Source organism: Kribbella caucasensis (assembly GCF_004361855.1).
Classification (GTDB): domain Bacteria; phylum Actinomycetota; class Actinomycetes; order Propionibacteriales; family Kribbellaceae; genus Kribbella; species Kribbella caucasensis.
In genome coordinates this window covers 59198-77578 of the sequence record NZ_SNWQ01000026.1, presented here as the reverse complement: position 1 = coordinate 77578, position 18381 = coordinate 59198, and the positions used below count along the sequence as shown (strand labels likewise).

Genomic DNA, 18381 nt, shown 5'->3' with positions numbered 1-18381 from the left:
TAGCTACGTACTATCCACAATGTGGAGAAGGCTGTGGATAACCGCCTGGCGGCGCTGGAGCGGCGAGTCGCCGCGCTGGAGTCCGCGCATCCACAGCGGAAGAAGGTGTTGCCGGACGAGGCGGATCCGGCTGACGATCCGGTACTCCGCGCCGTACCAACGACCACGGCCGACGTACTGGCGGCGCGCACGGCCGACGTACTGGCATCGGACTGGGCGGCGCGGGCCTCGACCTTGGCCGCGCTGGGCAATCCGGTCCGGCTCACATTGCTGCGCGAGATCCTGCACGGACGGACCACGGTCAACGCGCTGAGCGAGGTGGACGGCCTCGGGACGACCGGCCAGATCTACCACCACCTACGCCACCTGACCGCCGAAGACTGGCTACACACCCCCACCCGCGGCGTCTTCGCCGTCCCCCCGAACAAACGCGCGGCGCTACTCGCGATCCTGGCCGCGCTGGAGACCTGAATCGCTGAGCGAGCTGGCAGTGGCGGGGCAGTCCGGCAGTGGTGCGGTGCGAGGGCCCTTACCTTGAACAGGAACTGGGGAGCTCGGTCAAGAAGTGGGGGGCTTGAACATGACGTAGCCAGTTGAAGGTCCCGGGTTCTTGTTCACGGTGCCGGGTTGTTGTTCAAGGCGGCGGGGATGCCTCTCAGGGGTGGTTAGAGCCACTTGGTTATGTTGACGAGGTTGATCAGGGGTTCGCCGTGATCAGGGGTTCGCCGGCGATGACGCGTTCGCAGTTCTCCAGTGGGACGGCGTAGGTGCTCGGTTCGTGGGGACCGGCGCCGGCGACATCAGTGCTTCGGGGCGGTGCCAGCAGAGGGGGTGAGCCGGGTAGCGGCTCGGTTTCGAAGACAAGTTGCGCGACGCGATCACCCCCGTGCTCACGGCTGAGACTGCTCGCTGACCCACAGACCGATGAGGCCTCGGAAGTGGGCGAGGAACTCCTCCTGCTCGTGCGCGGGGTAGGTCGCCGCGACGGTTTCGCGGAGTAGCCGGTCGAAGTCGGGGCTGGAGACCCAGTCGACCAGTTGCTCGTCGAAGTGCGGGAGGTGTTCGGCGCACCATTCGTGGTAGCGGGCGGTTTCGAAGTACTCGTCGGCCAGTGCCAGGTAGCCGTCGAGTTTGGCGTCGTAGTCGAGGGACTCGTCGTCGGCGATCGCGAAGTACCGCTCGGTGTGCAGGTCGACCTTGGTCCGGCGGCCGGTGGCGAGGCAGAACACGGACCACTTCACCAGCGCGCCGATCGCCCACGGGAAGTAGTAGTGCAACGAGGTGACCGCGACGTCCGGGCAGGCGTTCGCGTAGTCGATCGGGTGCACCGAATCGCCCTTGACCAGCATCTCGCAGGAGTTGAACTCCCAGCCGAAGAACGCGTTCACGATCCGGCTGATCGCGACCGCCTGGTGGCCGGCCGACGGGCTGAGGAAGTCGTGCGAGACGGCGTACCGGTTGTGCATCGGCTCGTCCGGCCGGAAATCCATCACCATCGTCTCGGCGCCGATCGACAGCGCGCGGGCGAACTTGTCGTACTCGACCGTCGCCTGCAGGTGCATCAGCATCTCGCCGGACTCGTCGTACGCCTGATGCAGGTCGTCGCGGTTCTTGATCCGGGACACCCCGCGCCAGCCGCCGCCGTCGAACGGCTTCATGTACATCGGATAGCCCAGATCGTCCGCGATCGCGTCCAGGTCGAAGGTCTTGTTGTACTTGGCCGACGTGTACGCCCAGCGCACGTTGTCGACCGGGTTCTTGTACGGCACCAGCACGGTCCGCGGGATCTTCAGCCCCAGCCGCAGCATCGCGCAATACGCGCTGTGCTTCTCCATCGACTGGAACGTGAACGGTGAATTGAGCAGATACGTGCCGTTCATCAGCGCGGCCTTCTTCAGCCACTCCCGCGGGTGGTAGTACCAGTACGCGAGCCGGTCGATCACCAGCCCGACGCGGACCGGATCGTTGAGGTCGAACGGCTCGATGGTGAGCCGTTCGGAGCCGAACTCGTGCGTCGTCCCGGTCTTGTCCGCGACCGGCCCGACCCGCCGGAGCAGCGCCTCGAACGCCTGCGGCCAGTCCTCCTCGGCGCCGAGCAACAACCCGATCAGATGCTGTGCGGTGTTCGACACGGGGTCATCCTCCTCAACAGAATCGGGGTAGGTGATGTGCGAGCTGTTTGCGCCACCAGGGCCAGTCGTGGGCCACGTCGTGACCCCACAGGTCCAGCTCGTACGGAATGCCCTTCGACGCCAGTACTGCGGCGGTGGCGCGCGCTGACGGCAATGAACCGGTCGGGTTCGTCTCCCAGTCGCCCTGGCCGACCGTGAGCACCAGGAACACCCGGCTCCGCAACCAATCCAGGTGATCGCCGGACAGGTTCGGCAGGTAGTCGGCCGGGTTGTTGAAGTACACCGCGTCACCGCGCTCACCCCACGCGTGCCAACTGGCCGCGTCGTAGTTGCCGGACTGGCAGATCGCGATCGGGAACAGGTCGGCCCGTTTCAGCGCGAAGTTCATCGCGTGGAAGGCGCCGAGACTGCAGCCGGTGGTGATGATGTCGGACGCGCCGGGTGTGTCGGCCCCGATCGTCGGGACCACCTGATTGACGATCCAGGACTCGTACAGCCCGTGGTGGCGGGCCCTGTCCTCCAACTGGATGCTTCGGTCGGACCAGCTGACGTGGTCGTAGGAGTCGACGCAGTACAGCTTGACCCGGCCGGCCTCGATCAGGTCGGACACGGCGCCGACCATGCCGTTGTTCTCGTAGTCCCAGGCGCGGCCCTGCTCGCTCGGGAACACCAGCACCGGGCGGCCGTAGTGGCCATAGCGGATCAGAGTGCCCGGCCGGTCCAGACCGGGTGCCTCCAGTTCGACCTGCTCACGCTCCATGCGGTCACCCCCGGCATTAGTGTCCTGCCGCACACCCTTGCATGTCAGGTGGTTGCCTGCGTGTTTCCGCGAGTCCCTAGGACCAGACGCGGTTCAGCAGGTCGGTGAGGCACGGGTCGAGGACGTCGCGCCAGGCGGTGAAGTTGTGCATGTCCGGGGTCTCGTCGAACGCCACGTCCAGGCCGAGGGAGGTCAGGTGGGCGGCCATCACCCGGTTGTTGTGGACGTTCTCCTCAGGCGTTCCCGCGGTCAGCCCGACCGGCGGGGTGCTCGGCGCGGCCGTTGCCGTCAGCACTTGGTTCACGAAACCGGTGACCTCGGCATAGAACTCGAACCCCGACTCCTGCGGATCGGTTTCCGGGGTGAAGAACGATCCCGACTGCAGGAACAACCCGGCGAACGTCCCTGGGTGGTTCCACTCGGCGTACAGGGCCGCCAGCGCACCGAGGCTCGCGCCCATCAGTACCGGCAACTTGCTCTTGTACTGCGCCCCGATCGCAGGCAGCACGTGTTCCGTCAATGCGATCCCGTACTGCGGGTTGGCGGCGTACCAGAGATTCCGCGAACCCGGCCGGATCAACGCAAGCCGCAGGGGTGGCAGCCGTCCCTCGTTGACCATCGCGCCGACGTAGTGCGTGAGGCCGGCGTACGACGCGAACTCCGGCCCGTCATGCGCCAGCAGCAACGGCAACTCGAACCCAGGCGCGATCCCGTCCGGCGCCCACACCTGTACGTCGACCGGGCCGACCGGCGTCGGGTCCACGGTGAGCGGGGCCAGCGTGGACGCGATCGGATCGACCTGGATCCACGCGGGTTCGACGTACCCGGGCAGCGGCAACCAGGAGTGCTCCCCGAACGCACCGCCGACCACGCGCGGGTTGGTCGGATCCGTGCGCAGCCCGGTCCCGGCGATGTCGAACATGTACTCCATCCGGTGCACCGACGGCCGCGGCAACCGCAGCTCCCAGCCGAAGTCGACCGGCTTGAACTCGAGCAACTCGGCCGCCAGACCAAGTTCCTCCCACAACCGCACACCGGTCAGCCCATGCTCGGGATCACCGAGGCGGAACACCACCTCGGCGCCTTCGACCGCGCTGACCACCTTCTTGGACATCCGACCAAGGTACGGCCTGGACCTTGCCGACCAAGAACCCTGAGGCCAACGCCACATCCACCGGGAGTACCGCAGTGCTGACGTCACGTGATCATGGCGAAATGCGAAGGCTGACACGCACTGTCAGGTTTCGCCGGTAACGTCGGGGGCAGGAGGTAGATGATGGTCGACTTGGCGGATATCCGGGCGGCGACCGAGGGGTTGCCGCGGAGCTACGAGGTGCTGGTCCGGGACCGGATCAAGTTCCGGGTCGGCCAGATCGTCTACCTGGCGGTCGCGCCCGACGAGCTCTCGATGGGCGTCGGCTTTCCCAAGGAGGAACGCGACGCCGCGATCGCCGCCGAGCCGGACAAGTTCTTCCGGCCGATCCCGTCCGACGAGCGCTTCCGGTGGATCCAGGTCCACCTCGACGCCATCGACACCACCGAACTCCGTGAACTGGTCCTCGACGCCTGGCAGATGTGCGTCCCGAAGAAGGTCGCGGCTGAGTACCTCGCCACCCACGAGCGCTGATTGGTGAGAACCTGGATCCAAGGCGGTGAGTGGGATGCCCGACGAGGACAGGTTTTCCGACGCAACCGGTGCCGCGCCGGCGCGGAGTGCGTTGCGGTTACGGCTGGCGCTGGCCGCGATCGGCATACTGGGCTTCGTCTTGCTGGCGTTTCTGCTGTTCGGCCTGGACGCGCCCGTGGCGGTGGTCGTCATACCGGTGGTGCTGGCCGCGGTCGGGGTGGTGGACCTGGTGATCGTGATCGCCCGTCTCCGATCAGGGGCCGCGGGCAACTAGTCCTTTGGTATGACGCCAGACCCCCCAGGGGGTGACTGACGTCGCAGGGAGACCGTCCTGTGGGCCGATGTCCGGCGCGGCCGCAGCCAGCAGGCTTGATGGCATGACGGGTGATTTCTTGCCCCGGCGCCCGAGGGCGTCGGTCCGGGCACAGGTAGTGACGGTTGTAGTTCTGCTGACCATCGCGGCAGTTGCGTTGTACGCCTTCTTCTAGGTGCTCCCGGCGTACGCGACTGCTTGTGCTGACGTTCATCCCGGCGACAGTCGGCGTTCACCCCTCCCGAGGAACGTCGCGATGACGTCTGGTGGAGGGGAGCACGTTCATGTCTCGTGTATTTGGCCGACTGACTCTTGCCGGTACCTCGGTGCTGGCGGCCGCGGCGCTGCTGGCCGGCGCCGCGCAGGCCACGACTCCGGAGGCCCGGCTCATCGGTACGGCGACGCTCCCTGACATCCCGCTCGGCGCGTTCTCCAACGCACTGCTGCCCGGCACCGTCACGAACGATCGCGGCGTCGACCTGGGCGGTATCGGCAGCGACATCTTCCCCACCGGGCGACCGGGTGAGTTCTGGACCGTGACCGACCGCGGCCCGAACGGCCAGATCAAGATCGACGGCGTCAACCGGCGGACCTTCCCGGTCCCCGGCTTCGACCCGGCCATCGTCAAGGTGAAGGTGATCGGCGGCCGGCTCCAGGTCCTCACGGCCATCCCGATCACCACGAGAAGCGGCGCGCCGGTGACCGGACTGTCGAACCAGGAAAGCCGCGACGAGCTCCCCTACACGTACGACGCTTCCACCCGGCTGGGCCTCAATGCGAACGGACTGGACACGGAGGGCATCGTCCGTGCGCACGACGGCACGTTCTGGCTGGTCGACGAGTACAGCCCGTCCCTGGTGCACGTCTCCGCGCGTGGCAAGGTGCTTGCCCGCTACGTGCCGAAGGGGTTGTCGCTGACCGGCGCCGACTACCCGGTGATCGAGGGGTTGCCGTCGATTTTCCTTACCCGCAAGGGGAATCGCGGGTTCGAGGGCTTGGCGCAGCTGCCCGGTGGCGATCTGGTGCTGGCGCTGCAGAGTCCGCTGCTCAACCCCACGAAGGCGATCGGTGATGCGTCGCTCAACACCCGGCTGCTCCGCTTCTCGCCGCGCCAGGGCAAGGTCACCGCGGAGTACGCCTACCGCTTCGACCCGGTCGGCGTGGTCGACCCCGGCGAGACCGACACTCCCGAACTGAAGATCTCCTCACTCGTTGCCGTCGGCCCGGAAACCCTACTGGTCCAGGAGCGCACCGACAACGCCGCCCGCCTGCACCGCGTCGTCCTCAACCGCAGCAACAACATCCTCGGCACTCAGTGGGACTCCCAGGCGACCACCCCGTCGCTCGAGGCCCTGCCGGACCCGGCCGCCGCCGGCGTTCCGGTCTTGGCCAAGAAGCTCTTCATCGACCTCAACACCATCCCCGGCGCGCCGAAGAAGATCGAAGGTGTCGCCCTCGTCAACCCGCGAACGCTGGTCGTCATCAACGACAACGACTTCGGCATGACCGACGGCCCCGGTGCCTTCGATGCCGCCGGCAACCTGAACGACAGCGGCATCGAGACCACCCTCGTCACCATCCGCCTGCGCTGAGCAGCGGCCAGCCAGCACCCCGTGCGGTCCCGGTACTAGGCGTCCCAGCGCACATCGGCCTCGCCGGGACGGACCACGCCGGCCTCGTAAGCGACGACAACAGCCTGCACACGGCTGGACAGACCGAGCTTGGAGAGCACGCTGCTCACGTGCGTCTTGACCGTCGTCTCGCTGACGAACAGCTTCGCCGCAAGATCCCGGTTCGACAGACCGCGCGCCATCCACACCAGCACGTCCCGCTCCCGCTCGCTCAACTGAGCCAGCAACCCCGCCCATCGCCCAGCGGTCATCGCCGGAGCAGGCGCGGGCTGTCCGTCGGCGCTGCTGCCCAGTTGACGCTCCAACTCCACACACCGCTCGAGCAACACCCGCGTCGACGCCGGATCCACCAGCGAGTCCCCACGATGCACGGCCCGTACGGCCGACACGAGCAGATCCGGATCCGTGTCCTTCAACAGAAACCCCGACGCCCCAGCCCGTACGGCGCTCAACACGTACGCCTCGTCGTCAAAGGTCGTCAACACCAGTACCGCGGGCCGGTCGCGCCCGGATTCCTGGTTCGCCCTGGTGATCCGCTCGGTCGCGACCAGGCCGTCCATCACCGGCATCCGGATGTCCATCAGCACGACGTCCGGGTCGTACTGCTCGATCAGCCGGAGCGCCTCCTCACCGTCTCCGGCCTGCGCGACCGTGGTCAGGTCCGGCTCGTGGTCCAGGATCATCGCCAGACCCATCCGGATCACGCCCTGGTCGTCGGCGACCAAGACCCGGATCGGGTCGGCTACTTCTGCGGCGGCAACCATGCCTGCACTCTCCATCCACCCAGGGGTCCGGCCGCGACGGCGAGGGTGCCGCCACAGGCCATGGCTCGTTCTCGCATCCCGGTCAGCCCGTTACCGCGACCGGTCTCGCTCCGCTTGGCGGTCTCCAGCACGTTCACCGGCGGCGGTCCGCCCGCACCGTTGTCGTCGATCGTCAGCAGTTCGCCCTGCGGCCCGCTCTGCCAGCTCACCTGGGCGGCGGTCGCTTTCGCATGCACCATCACGTTGGTCAGCGCCTCCTGGATGATCCGTACCGCGGTCAGGTCGGTGGCGGAGGTGAGCTCCCGTCTCCGGGTCGGCAGGTTCATCGTGACGTCCACGCCGACCGCCTTCAACCGGTCACCCATCCGGGCCACATCGGCCAGGTCGGGTACCGGCGCGGTCTCGGCGCCGGCCCCGGGCGACGCGGTGTTCAGCACCCGTACCGTCTCCCGCATCGCGGTCAGCGCCTCCTTGCCACTGGCAATGATCCAGCGGACCGCCTCGCGCAGCGCCGCCGGGTTCTGATCGGCCACCCGGTCGGCGGCCTGGGCCCGGATCACCACGGCGCTCATGTGGTGCGAGACCACGTCGTGCAGGTCCCGCGCGATCCTGGTCCGTTCCGCGGCCGCGGCCCGTTCGGCCTCGACCGCGCGGAGCCGGACCAGTTCGGTGTTGCGCGCTTCGAGGACCAGCAGGCTCTTGCGGCGGCGGAGGGCGTTCGCGCCGAGCAGCACCATGCCGCAGGTCAGCGCCTCGGCGAACACGAACAGCGACACGTCCACGTACGAGTACAGGCTGGCCAGGTCCCGCGGCAGCGACCGGTACCGGAGGCTGGTGATCCCGCTGGTCTGGCTGAGCACGATCGCCACCGCGGCCGGCAATCCGATCATCAGGCCGGCCAGGCTGCCCATCGTCCAGAACAGACAGGTGAATCGCCGGACTCCAGCGGCCGCCGCGAGGTACCCGACCACCAGCAGCGGGACCAGGTGGATCTCGGACTGCAGGGCCGCGTCACTGATCCGGGGCTGGCCGAAGATCCGCAGCCCCATCTGTTCGGCCAGCCCGGTCCCGGCCGCGGCGTACATGAACGGGTAGACGACCGAGACCAGGACGAGCGTCGTCCGGGGGAGCCGGCGTCCGAAGGCGACGGTGATGATCAGGAACACCCCGGTGATCGCGGACACGCTCGGGTTCGCCGGGCGCAGGTTGCTGTTGCTGATCACGTTCAGCGCAAGGAACCAGGCAACGCCGATCAGCGCCGCCAGCAGCAGATCCTGCTGCGTTGTCGGCAACCGACGCCATAAGCTCCACACCTTGCTCAGAGTAATGGGCGTGACCCAGCAAGAGGTTCCTTCGCCCGAACGGGCACTGTCTCCAACTTTCGGAGGAGAGTGGGCGTCCGACCCCATACCTGGGTCCGACCGACAACGGTCCCTGGGACGGATGCGAAGAGCACTGCCGACGGGGGAGGGTAGAGCCCATGACCAACGACTCGCCGCGCCGCACCCTGTCGATGCGAACCCGGTTGCTGTCCGTGACCGGTCTTGCGGTGCTGGCGTCCGTCCTGGTCTGGCACGCGGAGCTGGCCGAGTTCGTCGGCATCACGTCCGCCGACGAGAAGCCGGTGGTCGGCGCATCCGGAGTCAGCGGTACGACGCCGGTGGCCACGCTGACCGCGAGGCCGAGCCCGCGGGCGACCCCGACCACGCCGCCGAAGCGGCTGCGCACCCCATCGATGGCCACGCCGAAACCGAAGAAGACGTCGCCCACCACCCCGTCGTACGACGAATCCTCGGTGGACGGGCTGACCCGGACGCTACGGACCCGGTTGCTGAAGGCGATGGCGGCGGCGAAGCGGGACGGGGTCGTCATCACCATCACGTCCGGCCGCCGCAGTGCCGCCAAACAGCAACAACTCCTCGACGAAGCGATCGAGCGGTACGGCTCGTACAAGGCCGCCACCCGCTGGGTGCTGCCGCCGGAGTACTCCGCGCACGTCAAGGGCAAGGCGGTCGACATCGGCCCGCAGGCCGGGCAGCGCTGGCTGAACGCGAACGGCTGGCGTTACGGCCTCTGCCGCCGCTACGACAACGAGCCCTGGCACTTCGAGGCGCTCACCACGCCGGGCAGCAAATGCCCGGCCCGCGAACCGTACTCACTCCCCAAGAACTGACAGCTGAGGAGACTCCGATGACGATGACCTATGCGTACCCCCTCCGGCCCCGCAAGCGCCTCGTCGTGCCCGCCCTGTGGCGGCAGGTGGTGCGCGGAGCCGTTAAGGAGGACGATCGAACTGTGCAGCCGGAACCAGACCGTTCGGCGTTCACGCAGCTGGAGATCTACGACGCCGTGCTGAGCGCCTTCGACCGTCGTGCGGAGGTGCTGGAGACGATCGCGTCCGCACCGGACCGGGACACCGCGGTACGCCGGCTGGGCGAGCTGCTCGGGATCCGTCCGGCGCAGGCGGTCGCGATCGTCGACCTGCCGTTGCACCGGTTCACCGCGGGCACCCGGGACCGGGTCGCCCTCCGTGCCGACGAGCTCCGGAAGGCCCTCGTCCGCTAACCCCCGAGCGGAAGGAGGAAGTGCCACCACCGGCGGCGGCCGGCCGGTTTCGCCAGGGCTGAGGGGCCCCCTGCGGACCCGCCGGCCGTCTCGCGTTCCGGGACCGACTCGCGGCAACGTGAAAGGGCTTGCCGGGGCGGGCAGGATGGAAGGGTGATCACGGTTGAGCAGGCGAAGCGGCTACGTAAGGCCGGCGCCCTGTGGGTGCCCGGCGCCGGCGATCGGTTCGTGGTACCGGACCGCGGGATGGACGACGACGTGTTCGTGGTCAGCGACATGACCGTCGAGGTGCACGACTATCCGGGCGGCAAGGTGATCGGTTTCAACGGCACCACCGAATGGGCGCTGGACAGCATCGAACAACGCGAGGTCATCTGGCTTCCCCGCGAGGACCAGCTCCGCGCGCTCCTGGGTTCCCAGTTCCGCCGCCTCGAGTCGGCCCCGATCGGCTACACCGTCGAGACCGCCCAAGGCAGCTACACCGCGGAGGACGCCGAACAGGCCTACGCCGTCGCCCTCTTGGACCTGCTGGAAGCCTGAAGGCCCACGTACTACTCGCCGACCGGCTCCAGAACGAACTGCGGGATCTTGCGGGTCGTCTTGGTCTGGTACTCGGCGTACGGCGGGTAGGCCGCGACCGACCGCTCCCACCACTCGTCGTACTCCGCGCCCTCGATCTCGCGGGCCACGTACTCCTTGGTGGTCTCACCGTCTTGCAGGGTGAGCTTGGGGTCGGCCTTCAGGTTGTAGTACCAGACCGGGTTCTTGGGCGCGCCGCCGAGCGACGCGACCGCGGCGTACACGCCGTTGTGCTCGACCCGCATCAACGGGACCTTGCGGAGCTTGCCCGACTTGTTGCCGCGCATGGTCAGCAGCACGACCCGCATGCCCATGATGTCGACCACTTCCGTGGTCCCGGCCGCCTCGACCTTCTCTACCTGAGTGCGAACCCAGTCGGTCGGGCTCGGGGCATAGTCGCTAGATGTCATGTCATGAATCCTATAGGTGACGCGTCACCATTGCCAGTCTGACGGCATGTCCCCTCACAACCCAGCAGGGCGCTGGATCGCGCGCCAGTACTGATTCTTGTCCTGGTCTCGGACGACGTAGCCGAGCTTCGAGATCTCTTCGCGCAGTTCGCGTAGATCCGCTTTGCCTTCGCCGCCGGCTGCGAACGCCTTCGACCGCGCCCGCAGTACGGCGTTGACCGCGCCCGGCAGGTCGGGATCGTCCTCCACCCACCGGCGGAAGCGGTCGCCGTACGGGTCGCCGCCGTCGGACCACGGATACCCGTGCGCACGGAATGCCGCCGGGATCTCCTTGACCTGCGACTTCAGTTGATCGTGCCGCTCCCGGGCCAGCTCCCGCGAGGTCCGGTCCTGCAGCACGATGTCCTTGCCGTCGAGGAAGACCACGGACACCTGGTCCCGCGGTACCCGCCTGGTCTTCTCGTTCTTCAGGAACTCGACGTCGCCGTCGGTCACCGTCACCTTGAGCGTGTCGTCCAGCGCGACGGCCCCGAGCAGCACACCCGCGACCAGGCCGACGACCGTGGTGATCACGACCACCCGCCACGCGTCCCAGCCGGCGATCAGCTCGAGCGGTCCCTGAAACGGCACCCAGCGCAGGCCGCTCGCCCAGTCGGCGATCCGGGGCAGGAAGAACCCGAGTACCGCCCCGGCCAGCGGCAGCCCGCCGAACAAGACGGCCTTGTCGGACGCCGAGTGCCCGATCACGGTCTTGGTCCCCGTGGTCATTTCCCGCTCCTTATCCGTCACAGTTGCTTGGAAGCTAGCAACGACAGCGCGGTCAGTGACTGAGACGGTTCGCGATACCGAAGTCGGCGCCTGACACCCTGGAACTAGACCAAAGTTGCCGACTGGAGCGGAGGCCGGATGGCCGAGGGAATCTGGTTGCGGCACCATGTGGAGCACATCCGGACCGGGGACTGTTTCTCCACCAACCTGGGAGGGTCCTTGGCCTCTGGCGCGACATTTCCCTCCCCGAACACCCAGCCACCCCACGACACCGGCAGCGGTGGCGGACTAGAACCACTTCGTCTTGTCGACGACGTTGATCAGGTCCTCACCGGAAACGAAGCGTTCGCAGTTCTCTAGGAGGACTGCGTAGCGGCGTTCGGATTCGTGGGGGCCGGCGCCGGCGACGTGGGGGGTGATCAGGACTTCGGGGCGGCGCCAGAGGGGGTGGTCCGGGGGGAGGGGCTCGGGTTCGAAGACGTCGAGTGCCACGCCACGGAGGCGGCCGTCGGCCAGGGCGGCGTCTAGTGCGTCCAGGTGGACTGTTGGACCGCGGCCTACGTTGATGAAGAGCGACGACGGCTTGAACGACTTCAGCAGCTGGGTGTCCACCATGCCCTCGGTGTCTGGGGTGTGCGGCACCGTCGAGATCACCAGGTCTACGGCGGGCAGTTGTTCTTCCAGAGCGTCTATCGGCCAGACGGATGCAAATCCGGGGTTGTTCGACGGTTGCAAGTCGACGCCCACTACGTGTACTCCGAAGGCGGCCAGTAGGCGTCCGATTTCGGCTCCGACGGCGCCGACTCCGATGATCAGGGCTGTTGCCTCCGACAACGGGAACATCGACTCGGGGGTCCAGTCCGGATTCCATTCGGCGCGCTGCTGATCGCGGATGTAGCGGGGCAGCCCTCGGGTCAGCGCCAACACCATCGCGAGCGTGTGCTCGGCGACGTGATCGGTGTAGGTGGCGCGCATGTTGGTCACCTGCAGCGGATGCGCGACGAGCTCCGGGTAGTAGAACCCAGCCGGTGGTCCTGCCTGCTCGGCCTGCAACCACCGAAGGCGCGTGGTCTTCGCGAGCAGCTCAGCGGGCAGTACGCCGTACACCGCGTCGGCGTCGCGCAAGGCCTCTGCCGCGTCCTCCCAACTAGGCCGAACAACCTCCAGCCCGGGGACCGCGGACATCAGCTGTTCCGGCCAGTCCGCGGTGCTCTCGGACTGGGGAGGGACCAGGACCAGCTTCATGCCGACGTCGCCTGCCCGGCTTCGAAGACCTCATGCTGTAGAGGCTCACCGGCTACGAACCGGGCCAACTCCTCCGCCATCAAGCGGCCCTGACGGCGGCGCTCGGTGTTGAGCGTGCCGGCCAGGTGCGGCGTCACCACCACGTTGGGCAATGAGTACAACGGTGAGCCAGGCAACGGCGGTTCCGGGTGGGTGACGTCGAGCACGGCGAACAGATCCGGGCGCTCCTGCAACACGTCGACGAGCGCGTCTTCGTTGATCAGCGCGCCACGGGCGGTGTTGATCAGTGTCGCATCGCGCTTCATTGCCCGAAGCAACTCAAACCCGACGATCTTGCGCGTCTCGGGCAACACCGGCGCGTGCAGGCTGACCACGTCCGAGGTCGCGAACAGTTCCTCCAAAGACACCAGCCGAACACCCCACGCGGCCGCGGCACCCGGATCGACGTACGGGTCGTAGGCCTGCAACACCAGGTCGTGGCGGCCGAGTAGGCGAGCTGTTGCCCGGCCGGTGGCGCCGAGCGACATCAGGCCGATCACCGATCCGCTCGCGCCAGGTTCGTCGGTGGCCCGTGGCAACGATCCGCGAGAACGAGCGCTGAGGACATATCGCCAGCCGTGCTTGAGCGCATACAGCACCTGCGCCAGCGCAAACTCCGCGACCGAGGCGGCGATCACCTCGTTGGCCGTCGTGACCCGGACACCACGAGCCCAGGATTCAGGAGTCACGACGGATCGGACCGACCCCGCGCCGTACAGCACCAGCCTCAACCGAGGCGCTGCCGCCAACAGCGAAGCGGTGAGCTGCGGACCACCCCAAGCGGTGACCAGTACGTCGACCTCGGCCAGCAACTCGGGCGTCAAGAGATCCGCTGTGAGCGGTGGAGCGAGGATCTGCACCTGCTTCTCGATCGCGGCGCGCGCGTCCTCGCCGTACACCTCGGGGAAGCGTGCGAGGTCCATCACGTACAGGCCGGTCAGCATCACTGCACCTCTTCAACAGCGGCCCGGATCGCCGCCTGGCGAGCCGGCGAAGCCAAACCGCCGTGGTAGTACCGCAGACCCGACGCACCCGCAGCGACCAGTCGGGCCGCCAGCGCGGGCAACTCGGCCGGCCGCTCACCGAGAGCGTTGACATTGGCGACGATTGGTACGTCGGTCCGGGCCGCGGCCGCCTTCACCCGGGCGATCGCGGCCTCCTCGTCATCCCAGCACTTCACCACGAACCCGTCCGGCCGCTGAACCTCGAAGGCGGTCAAGTCGACACCGACGTCAGGCCCGGTCACCTGTGGATCATCGGTTGCCATCAGCAACACTTCTCGCCCGCGAGCGATCGACGCCGCCTCCGCGACGAGCCCCGTGATCACCTGACGGCGATGGTCGTACACCGCTTGTGCACGATCCCGGCCGAGCGCCTCGACCAGGTTCTGGCCGGCCGGTATGCCGTCTTGCAGTTCCCGGTCGATCGTCGTACGGATGTCCGCCGCCAACTCATCGACATCGACGGACAGCCCTCGTGCGCAGGCCGGGCACAAGCAGATCGACAGCAAGTCCTTCGCGCATGTCGACAGGTCCGCGCCCGACGTCTTCTCGTGATGACTCCCGTGCTCGAACCCCAACCATCCACAGGCCTCCAGCACCAACGCCGGTACGTCGTACTGCTCGCAGATCTCCCGTACGAGCATCAACGCGTACTCCCACACGTCCGGTTGCGCCGGGCACAACGCATACCCGAACCGCTCGCCGTACGCGTTCCGCACGGTGAGGTCAGGCGCCGACCCGCCCAGCGCCGACGAGTGCGTGAGCACCACCCACGCCTCGGTCCGCAGACCAACCGCGGTCAGCGCGGCCGTCGCCGTACCGAATCGGTCCTCGTCCTCGACACCCCAGGACGGCGCCGGCGGTTGCAGCCTCAGCCCACCCCAGCTCTCCGGGCGAAGCCGGAAGTACGCCGCCGCGTGCTCGGCGTGCACCACCCGATGCCGCGGGTGCCACGCCGTCGTGGCCCGCACCGAGTGGTACGACGCCTGCAGGGTGACCGTGTCGGCACCGAGGTCCGCGAACCGCGCGGCCGTGTCCGGGTCCCCGACCAGGTCCCAGGTGTACGCGAAGACGCCGTTCCTCATACATCACCCCTTGGTAGCGCCCGCCAGGCCGCGGACGAAGTAGTTCTGGAAGAGCATGAACACGATCAGCATCGGAGCGAACGAGATCGTCATCCCGGCGGCGAACCCGGACCAGTCGACCGAGTGCTCACCCCGGAACGACAACATCCCGACGGCCAGATTCTGCAGCTCCGGCTGGCCCAGGGTGAACACCAGTGGGATGTTGAACTCGTTCCAGTTGCTGACGAACTGGAAGATCACCACGACCGCGATCACCGGTCTGGCCAGCGGCAGCACCAGCCGGAAGGTGCGCAGGAACCCGGCGCCGTCCAGTTTGGCCGCGTCGAACAGCTCGTTCGGCACGGTCGAGAAGAAGCCGGTGAACATCAGCACGTAGAGCGCACCGGCCGACCCGGACATCGCCAGGATCACGCCCGCCCGGGTGTTCAGCAGGCCGAGCTGCTCGACCAGGACGAACTGCGGCACGATGATCGAGGCGACCGGGATGAACAGGGTCGCGATGATCAGCCGATGCAGGAACTGCCGGCCGGGGAAGTCGTACCTGGCCAGCACGTAGCCGCACAGGGCCGCCTTGACCACCTCGATCAAGGTGGAGACGGCCGAGTAGAGCACCGTGTTGGCGAAGAACTGGGAGAACCCGGCGTTCACCCAGGCGCGGCGGAAGTTCTCGAAGTTGAGCTGGTCGGGGATCAGGCTCGCGCCACCGGAGAAGACCCCGGCCTGGGTCTTGAACGCGGCTGAGACCGTCCACAGGAACGGGTAGACCCAGACCAGCGAGATGAGCAGCAGGATCGGGATCGCCACCAGATTGAGGCGCAACCGCCGGGTCCCCTGACCGGGGCGGTGGGGTGGGGAAAGAATCCTTTCAGCCGACATCGGTTTGGCCGGCATCGTTTTGGCCGACATCAGACGCCGTACTCCTTCCGCAGTTGCTGGGCCCGGCGGACGAAGACGCCCTGGCTGGTGACCAGTACGAACGCGATCACCGAGAAGAGCAGGGCCGCCGCGGACGCGTAGCCGTACGAGAACGGCACGCTGCCGAAGGCCTCCTGATAGATGAAGTAGGACACGACATACGTGCTCGTCCCGGGGCCGCCGCCGGTCAGTGTGACCACGAGGCCGAAGACGTGCATCGCGTTCACCAAGGCGAGCAGCAGGATCACCACCGCGACCGGCTTGATCATCGGCAACGTGATCAGGGTGGCCTTCTGCCACTCGCTCGCGCCGTCGATGTCGGCGGCCTCGTAGACCTCCTCCGGCACGTTCTGCAGGGCGGCCATCCAATAGATCATGTACTGGCCGAAGATCTGCCAGATCGAGACCAGTACGAGCACCAGCAGCGCGCTCCACCGGTTCGCGAACACGTCCACCGGCTGGTCGACGATGTGCAGGTCGAGCAGCAACGCGTTGAGCGCGCCGTTGGACGGGTTCAACAGGTACGTGAAGACCAGTCCTGCCATCGCGACCGGGATGATCAGCGGCGCGAAGAACACCGTCCGGAACACCTTCGTGCCCTTCAGCCACTTCCGCGTCAGGACGATTGCCATCAGCAACGACAGGGGCAACTTGATTGCCGTGTTCAGGACGGCGAAGATCAGCGTGTTGACGACCGCCAGCCAGAACAGCTTGTCGTTCAGGATCGAGCCGTAGTTGCCGACGCCGACGAAATTGTCGATCGGCCCGATCCCGTCCCAGTCGAAGAACGAGTAGTAGACCGTGGCGACCAGCGGCCAGAGCGTGAACCCGAGGTACAGCAGCAGGAACGGCAGCAGGAAGACGAACACCCAGAGCTTGTCGAAGCCGCGAACCTGGTCCCGGTTCGGATCCGGCGTACGGCGGCGGGTCCGTCTGCGGGCTGGGGGTGTCGCCCCGGCGTCAGGCGGCGCCGGGGTCTCGAGGGTGGCGGTCATTTCTTGTACTTGTCCAGGCTGTAGTCGGAGGTGTAGTTCCAGTCGGGGAACGTGTAGCAGTCCTTCGACACCTTCAGCCCCTTGGCGGCCTCTTCCTTCAGCGTCTTCTCGAAGATGTCCTGCCGTTCCTTGACCAGCTGGGCGGCCAGCGGCTGCAGCGGCTTGTTGCCGACCAGGGCCTCGACCATCACCTCGTACTCACCCGACGGCCGCTTCGCGGTGGCGTCCAGGTACGCCTTGGACTTGGCCAGATCGGGGCACTTCAGCACCGGGACCGGGAGGTTCACCCGGTAGCCGGGGGTCTCGGCGATCTTCATGATGTTCAGCAGCGCGGGATCGGTGACCAGCTTCTTGTTGTCGGCGAACGCCAGCGTGCCGAAGCCGGCCTTGTAGTACTCCTTGACGAAGTACCCGTCCGGCTCGGTCATCCAGTTGAGGAAGTCCCAGGCCTTCTCCTGCTGGGCGCTCTTGGAGCTGATCCAGTACTTGTTGCCGTCCGGCTGGCGGGAGAGCGCACCGGTGGCACCGCTGTCCGGGTTGGGATGCGGCGCCACGACGTACTGGTCGTCGGCGAAGCCCTGGCTCTTCCAGACGCTCGGCATCCAGGTGCCGTCGAAGTAGATCGCGGCCTGGTTGGCGGCGAACTGCTGCCGGGAGAAGTCCTTGTCGTTGGTGCCGGGAGCGAGGTAGCCGGACTTGTTCAGGTCCTGGATGAACTCGAACGTCTTGACGGCGGCCGGGTCGTCGATGGAGAACTTTCCGGTCTTCAGGTCGAAGAACTGCTCGTTGCGCAGACCCGGAGCGAGGCCGCCCCAGATCCGTTGCAGTTCCTTGCCCTTGCTCGGCGACGCGATGCACTGCGCCTTGGTCTTCTCCTTGACCGCCGCGCAGGCGTTCTTCAGGTCGGTCCAGGTCTTCGGCGGGTTGTTCACGTCCAGGCCGGCGTCGCCGAACACCTTCTTGTTGACGAACATGTAGCCCGGTCCCCAGTAAAGGTTCTCCGAGAACGGGAAGCCGTAGGTCTTGCCGCCGGACTGGTTGATGCCGTCGACGAACGAGCCGGCCGGCCAGCGCTTCAGGAAGTTCTCCGGCACCGTGCCGCTCGGGGTCAGCGGCTTGATCCACTGCTGCTCGAGCAGCTGGTTCATGTTGTTCGTGCCGGAGTCGCTCCAGTAGAAGATGTCCGGCGCCTGGTTGCTCTGGAAGGCGAGCGGCAGCGTCTTCGTGTACTCCGACTGGGTGATCGACCGCCACTCGATGGTCACGTCCGGATGCTGCTTGTGGTACTCCGCGGCGACCAGCTTGTGGAAGTCGACCTGCTCGGCGGAGAAGTCCCAGATCTTCAGGGTGACGCCCTTGCCATCACCGCCGCCGTTCGAGGCGCGGTTCGGATCGGTGCCGCAGGCGGTGCTGATCAGGGCGAGTGTGGCAGTCAAGGCGACCGCCGTGGTCGCGGTCTTCGCCGCGCGCCGTAATGCCTTCATCGGAGCCCTCCTCGGGGCGGGGTCTCGGCGAGGTTGGTAAGCGCTTGCCCAGGGACGGTAGTCCTCCT

The 18381-nt window shown here is 67.1% G+C and carries 20 protein-coding genes; 7 read left to right on the top strand and 13 right to left on the bottom strand.

The annotated features are described in order from the left end of the window. Positions 1–21 precede the first annotated feature (21 nt). Positions 22–471: an ArsR family transcriptional regulator gene (locus tag EV643_RS36690; RefSeq protein ID WP_238166062.1), complete on the top strand. Its 450-nt coding sequence runs from the start codon at positions 22–24 to the stop codon at positions 469–471. Positions 472–890: 419 nt separating this feature from the next. Here the strand turns inward: EV643_RS36690 and EV643_RS36685 are convergent, their stop codons facing one another. The 3 genes from EV643_RS36685 to EV643_RS36675 form a co-directional block, all read right to left on the bottom strand. Then, positions 891–2132 (bottom strand): ATP-grasp domain-containing protein, encoded by a 1242-nt coding sequence (locus EV643_RS36685; protein WP_133804815.1) that lies wholly within the window; start codon positions 2130–2132, stop codon positions 891–893. A 13-nt stretch (positions 2133–2145) separates the two neighbouring features. Further along, a complete protein-coding gene (locus EV643_RS36680; RefSeq protein ID WP_133804814.1) occupies positions 2146–2892 on the bottom strand; it encodes an esterase family protein in 747 nt (248 codons plus the stop codon). A 76-nt stretch (positions 2893–2968) separates the two neighbouring features. Then, positions 2969–4006, bottom strand: a complete 1038-nt coding sequence (locus tag EV643_RS36675) for an alpha/beta hydrolase (RefSeq protein ID WP_133804813.1) — start codon at positions 4004–4006, stop codon at positions 2969–2971. Between the two features lie 159 nt (positions 4007–4165). Here EV643_RS36675 and EV643_RS36670 point away from each other — a divergent pair, with 159 nt between their 5' ends. From EV643_RS36670 to EV643_RS36660, 3 genes are all read left to right on the top strand, one after another. Further along, positions 4166–4519 (top strand): MmcQ/YjbR family DNA-binding protein, encoded by a 354-nt coding sequence (locus EV643_RS36670; RefSeq protein ID WP_238166061.1) that lies wholly within the window; start codon positions 4166–4168, stop codon positions 4517–4519. 34 nt (positions 4520–4553) lie between these two features. Further along, complete coding sequence (locus EV643_RS36665; protein ID WP_133804812.1) at positions 4554–4793, top strand: DUF6343 family protein; 240 nt, start codon at positions 4554–4556, stop codon at positions 4791–4793. Positions 4794–5116: 323 nt separating this feature from the next. Then, the gene (locus EV643_RS36660) at positions 5117–6424 is read left to right on the top strand and encodes an esterase-like activity of phytase family protein (RefSeq protein ID WP_133804811.1); all 1308 of its coding nucleotides are present in this window, start codon (positions 5117–5119) and stop codon (positions 6422–6424) included. A 35-nt stretch (positions 6425–6459) separates the two neighbouring features. Here the strand turns inward: EV643_RS36660 and EV643_RS36655 are convergent, their stop codons facing one another. Both EV643_RS36655 and EV643_RS36650 read right to left on the bottom strand, forming a co-directional pair. Beyond that, positions 6460–7227 (bottom strand): response regulator, encoded by a 768-nt coding sequence (locus EV643_RS36655; protein ID WP_133804810.1) that lies wholly within the window; start codon positions 7225–7227, stop codon positions 6460–6462. Next, positions 7206–8540, bottom strand: a complete 1335-nt coding sequence (locus EV643_RS36650) for a sensor histidine kinase (protein ID WP_238166060.1) — start codon at positions 8538–8540, stop codon at positions 7206–7208. Before EV643_RS36650 ends, EV643_RS36655 begins: the two co-directional genes overlap by 22 nt. Before the next feature lie 167 nt (positions 8541–8707). On the opposite strand from EV643_RS36650, the gene EV643_RS36645 reads away from it, so the two are divergent. From EV643_RS36645 to EV643_RS36635, 3 genes are all read left to right on the top strand, one after another. Beyond that, positions 8708–9400: a M15 family metallopeptidase gene (locus EV643_RS36645; RefSeq protein WP_133804809.1), complete on the top strand. Its 693-nt coding sequence runs from the start codon at positions 8708–8710 to the stop codon at positions 9398–9400. A gap of 17 nt (positions 9401–9417) precedes the next feature. Further along, positions 9418–9792 carry a hypothetical protein gene (locus EV643_RS36640; protein WP_133804808.1) on the top strand — a complete coding sequence of 125 codons (375 nt, stop codon included), beginning with the start codon at positions 9418–9420 and terminating at the stop codon, positions 9790–9792. A 153-nt stretch (positions 9793–9945) separates the two neighbouring features. Beyond that, positions 9946–10332 carry a pilus assembly protein CpaE gene (locus tag EV643_RS36635; RefSeq protein ID WP_133804807.1) on the top strand — a complete coding sequence of 129 codons (387 nt, stop codon included), beginning with the start codon at positions 9946–9948 and terminating at the stop codon, positions 10330–10332. Between the two features lie 11 nt (positions 10333–10343). On the opposite strand, the gene EV643_RS36630 is transcribed toward EV643_RS36635, so the two are convergent. The 8 genes from EV643_RS36630 to EV643_RS36595 form a co-directional block, all read right to left on the bottom strand. Beyond that, entirely contained in the window at positions 10344–10781 is a 438-nt protein-coding gene (locus EV643_RS36630; RefSeq protein ID WP_133804806.1) for a nitroreductase family deazaflavin-dependent oxidoreductase, read from the bottom strand. Between the two features lie 54 nt (positions 10782–10835). Continuing rightward, a complete protein-coding gene (locus tag EV643_RS36625) occupies positions 10836–11549 on the bottom strand; it encodes a YqeB family protein (RefSeq protein ID WP_133804805.1) in 714 nt (237 codons plus the stop codon). 288 nt (positions 11550–11837) lie between these two features. Next, positions 11838–12794: a D-2-hydroxyacid dehydrogenase gene (locus EV643_RS36620; protein ID WP_133804804.1), complete on the bottom strand. Its 957-nt coding sequence runs from the start codon at positions 12792–12794 to the stop codon at positions 11838–11840. Continuing rightward, on the bottom strand, positions 12791–13777 hold the full coding sequence (locus EV643_RS36615) for a hydroxyacid dehydrogenase (protein ID WP_133804803.1): 987 nt from the start codon (positions 13775–13777) through the stop codon (positions 12791–12793). Before EV643_RS36615 ends, EV643_RS36620 begins: the two co-directional genes overlap by 4 nt. After that, positions 13777–14919 carry a hypothetical protein gene (locus tag EV643_RS36610; protein ID WP_133804802.1) on the bottom strand — a complete coding sequence of 381 codons (1143 nt, stop codon included), beginning with the start codon at positions 14917–14919 and terminating at the stop codon, positions 13777–13779. Before EV643_RS36610 ends, EV643_RS36615 begins: the two co-directional genes overlap by 1 nt. Before the next feature lie 3 nt (positions 14920–14922). Then, positions 14923–15825 carry a carbohydrate ABC transporter permease gene (locus EV643_RS36605; RefSeq protein WP_133804801.1) on the bottom strand — a complete coding sequence of 301 codons (903 nt, stop codon included), beginning with the start codon at positions 15823–15825 and terminating at the stop codon, positions 14923–14925. Further along, entirely contained in the window at positions 15825–16829 is a 1005-nt protein-coding gene (locus EV643_RS36600; protein ID WP_133804800.1) for a carbohydrate ABC transporter permease, read from the bottom strand. Before EV643_RS36600 ends, EV643_RS36605 begins: the two co-directional genes overlap by 1 nt. Then, entirely contained in the window at positions 16826–18313 is a 1488-nt protein-coding gene (locus tag EV643_RS36595; RefSeq protein WP_133804799.1) for an ABC transporter substrate-binding protein, read from the bottom strand. Before EV643_RS36595 ends, EV643_RS36600 begins: the two co-directional genes overlap by 4 nt. Positions 18314–18381 lie beyond the last annotated feature (68 nt).

Excerpts from the sequence above, each read along its gene's own strand:
- EV643_RS36680 (WP_133804814.1), bottom strand. The coding sequence starts at position 2,892 with ATGGAGCGTGAGCAGGTCGAACTGGAGGCACCCGGTCTGGACCGGCCG.
- EV643_RS36675 (WP_133804813.1), bottom strand. The coding sequence starts at position 4,006 with ATGTCCAAGAAGGTGGTCAGCGCGGTCGAAGGCGCCGAGGTGGTGTTC.
- EV643_RS36670 (WP_238166061.1), top strand. The coding sequence starts at position 4,166 with ATGATGGTCGACTTGGCGGATATCCGGGCGGCGACCGAGGGGTTGCCG.
- EV643_RS36665 (WP_133804812.1), top strand. The coding sequence starts at position 4,554 with ATGCCCGACGAGGACAGGTTTTCCGACGCAACCGGTGCCGCGCCGGCG.
- EV643_RS36660 (WP_133804811.1), top strand. The coding sequence starts at position 5,117 with ATGTCTCGTGTATTTGGCCGACTGACTCTTGCCGGTACCTCGGTGCTG.
- EV643_RS36655 (WP_133804810.1), bottom strand. The coding sequence starts at position 7,227 with ATGGTTGCCGCCGCAGAAGTAGCCGACCCGATCCGGGTCTTGGTCGCC.
- EV643_RS36645 (WP_133804809.1), top strand. The coding sequence starts at position 8,708 with ATGACCAACGACTCGCCGCGCCGCACCCTGTCGATGCGAACCCGGTTG.
- EV643_RS36640 (WP_133804808.1), top strand. The coding sequence starts at position 9,418 with ATGACGATGACCTATGCGTACCCCCTCCGGCCCCGCAAGCGCCTCGTC.
- EV643_RS36630 (WP_133804806.1), bottom strand. The coding sequence starts at position 10,781 with ATGACATCTAGCGACTATGCCCCGAGCCCGACCGACTGGGTTCGCACT.
- EV643_RS36625 (WP_133804805.1), bottom strand. The coding sequence starts at position 11,549 with ATGACCACGGGGACCAAGACCGTGATCGGGCACTCGGCGTCCGACAAG.
- EV643_RS36620 (WP_133804804.1), bottom strand. The coding sequence starts at position 12,794 with ATGAAGCTGGTCCTGGTCCCTCCCCAGTCCGAGAGCACCGCGGACTGG.
- EV643_RS36615 (WP_133804803.1), bottom strand. The coding sequence starts at position 13,777 with ATGCTGACCGGCCTGTACGTGATGGACCTCGCACGCTTCCCCGAGGTG.
- EV643_RS36610 (WP_133804802.1), bottom strand. The coding sequence starts at position 14,919 with ATGAGGAACGGCGTCTTCGCGTACACCTGGGACCTGGTCGGGGACCCG.
- EV643_RS36605 (WP_133804801.1), bottom strand. The coding sequence starts at position 15,825 with ATGTCGGCCAAAACGATGCCGGCCAAACCGATGTCGGCTGAAAGGATT.
- EV643_RS36600 (WP_133804800.1), bottom strand. The coding sequence starts at position 16,829 with ATGACCGCCACCCTCGAGACCCCGGCGCCGCCTGACGCCGGGGCGACA.
- EV643_RS36595 (WP_133804799.1), bottom strand. The coding sequence starts at position 18,313 with ATGAAGGCATTACGGCGCGCGGCGAAGACCGCGACCACGGCGGTCGCC.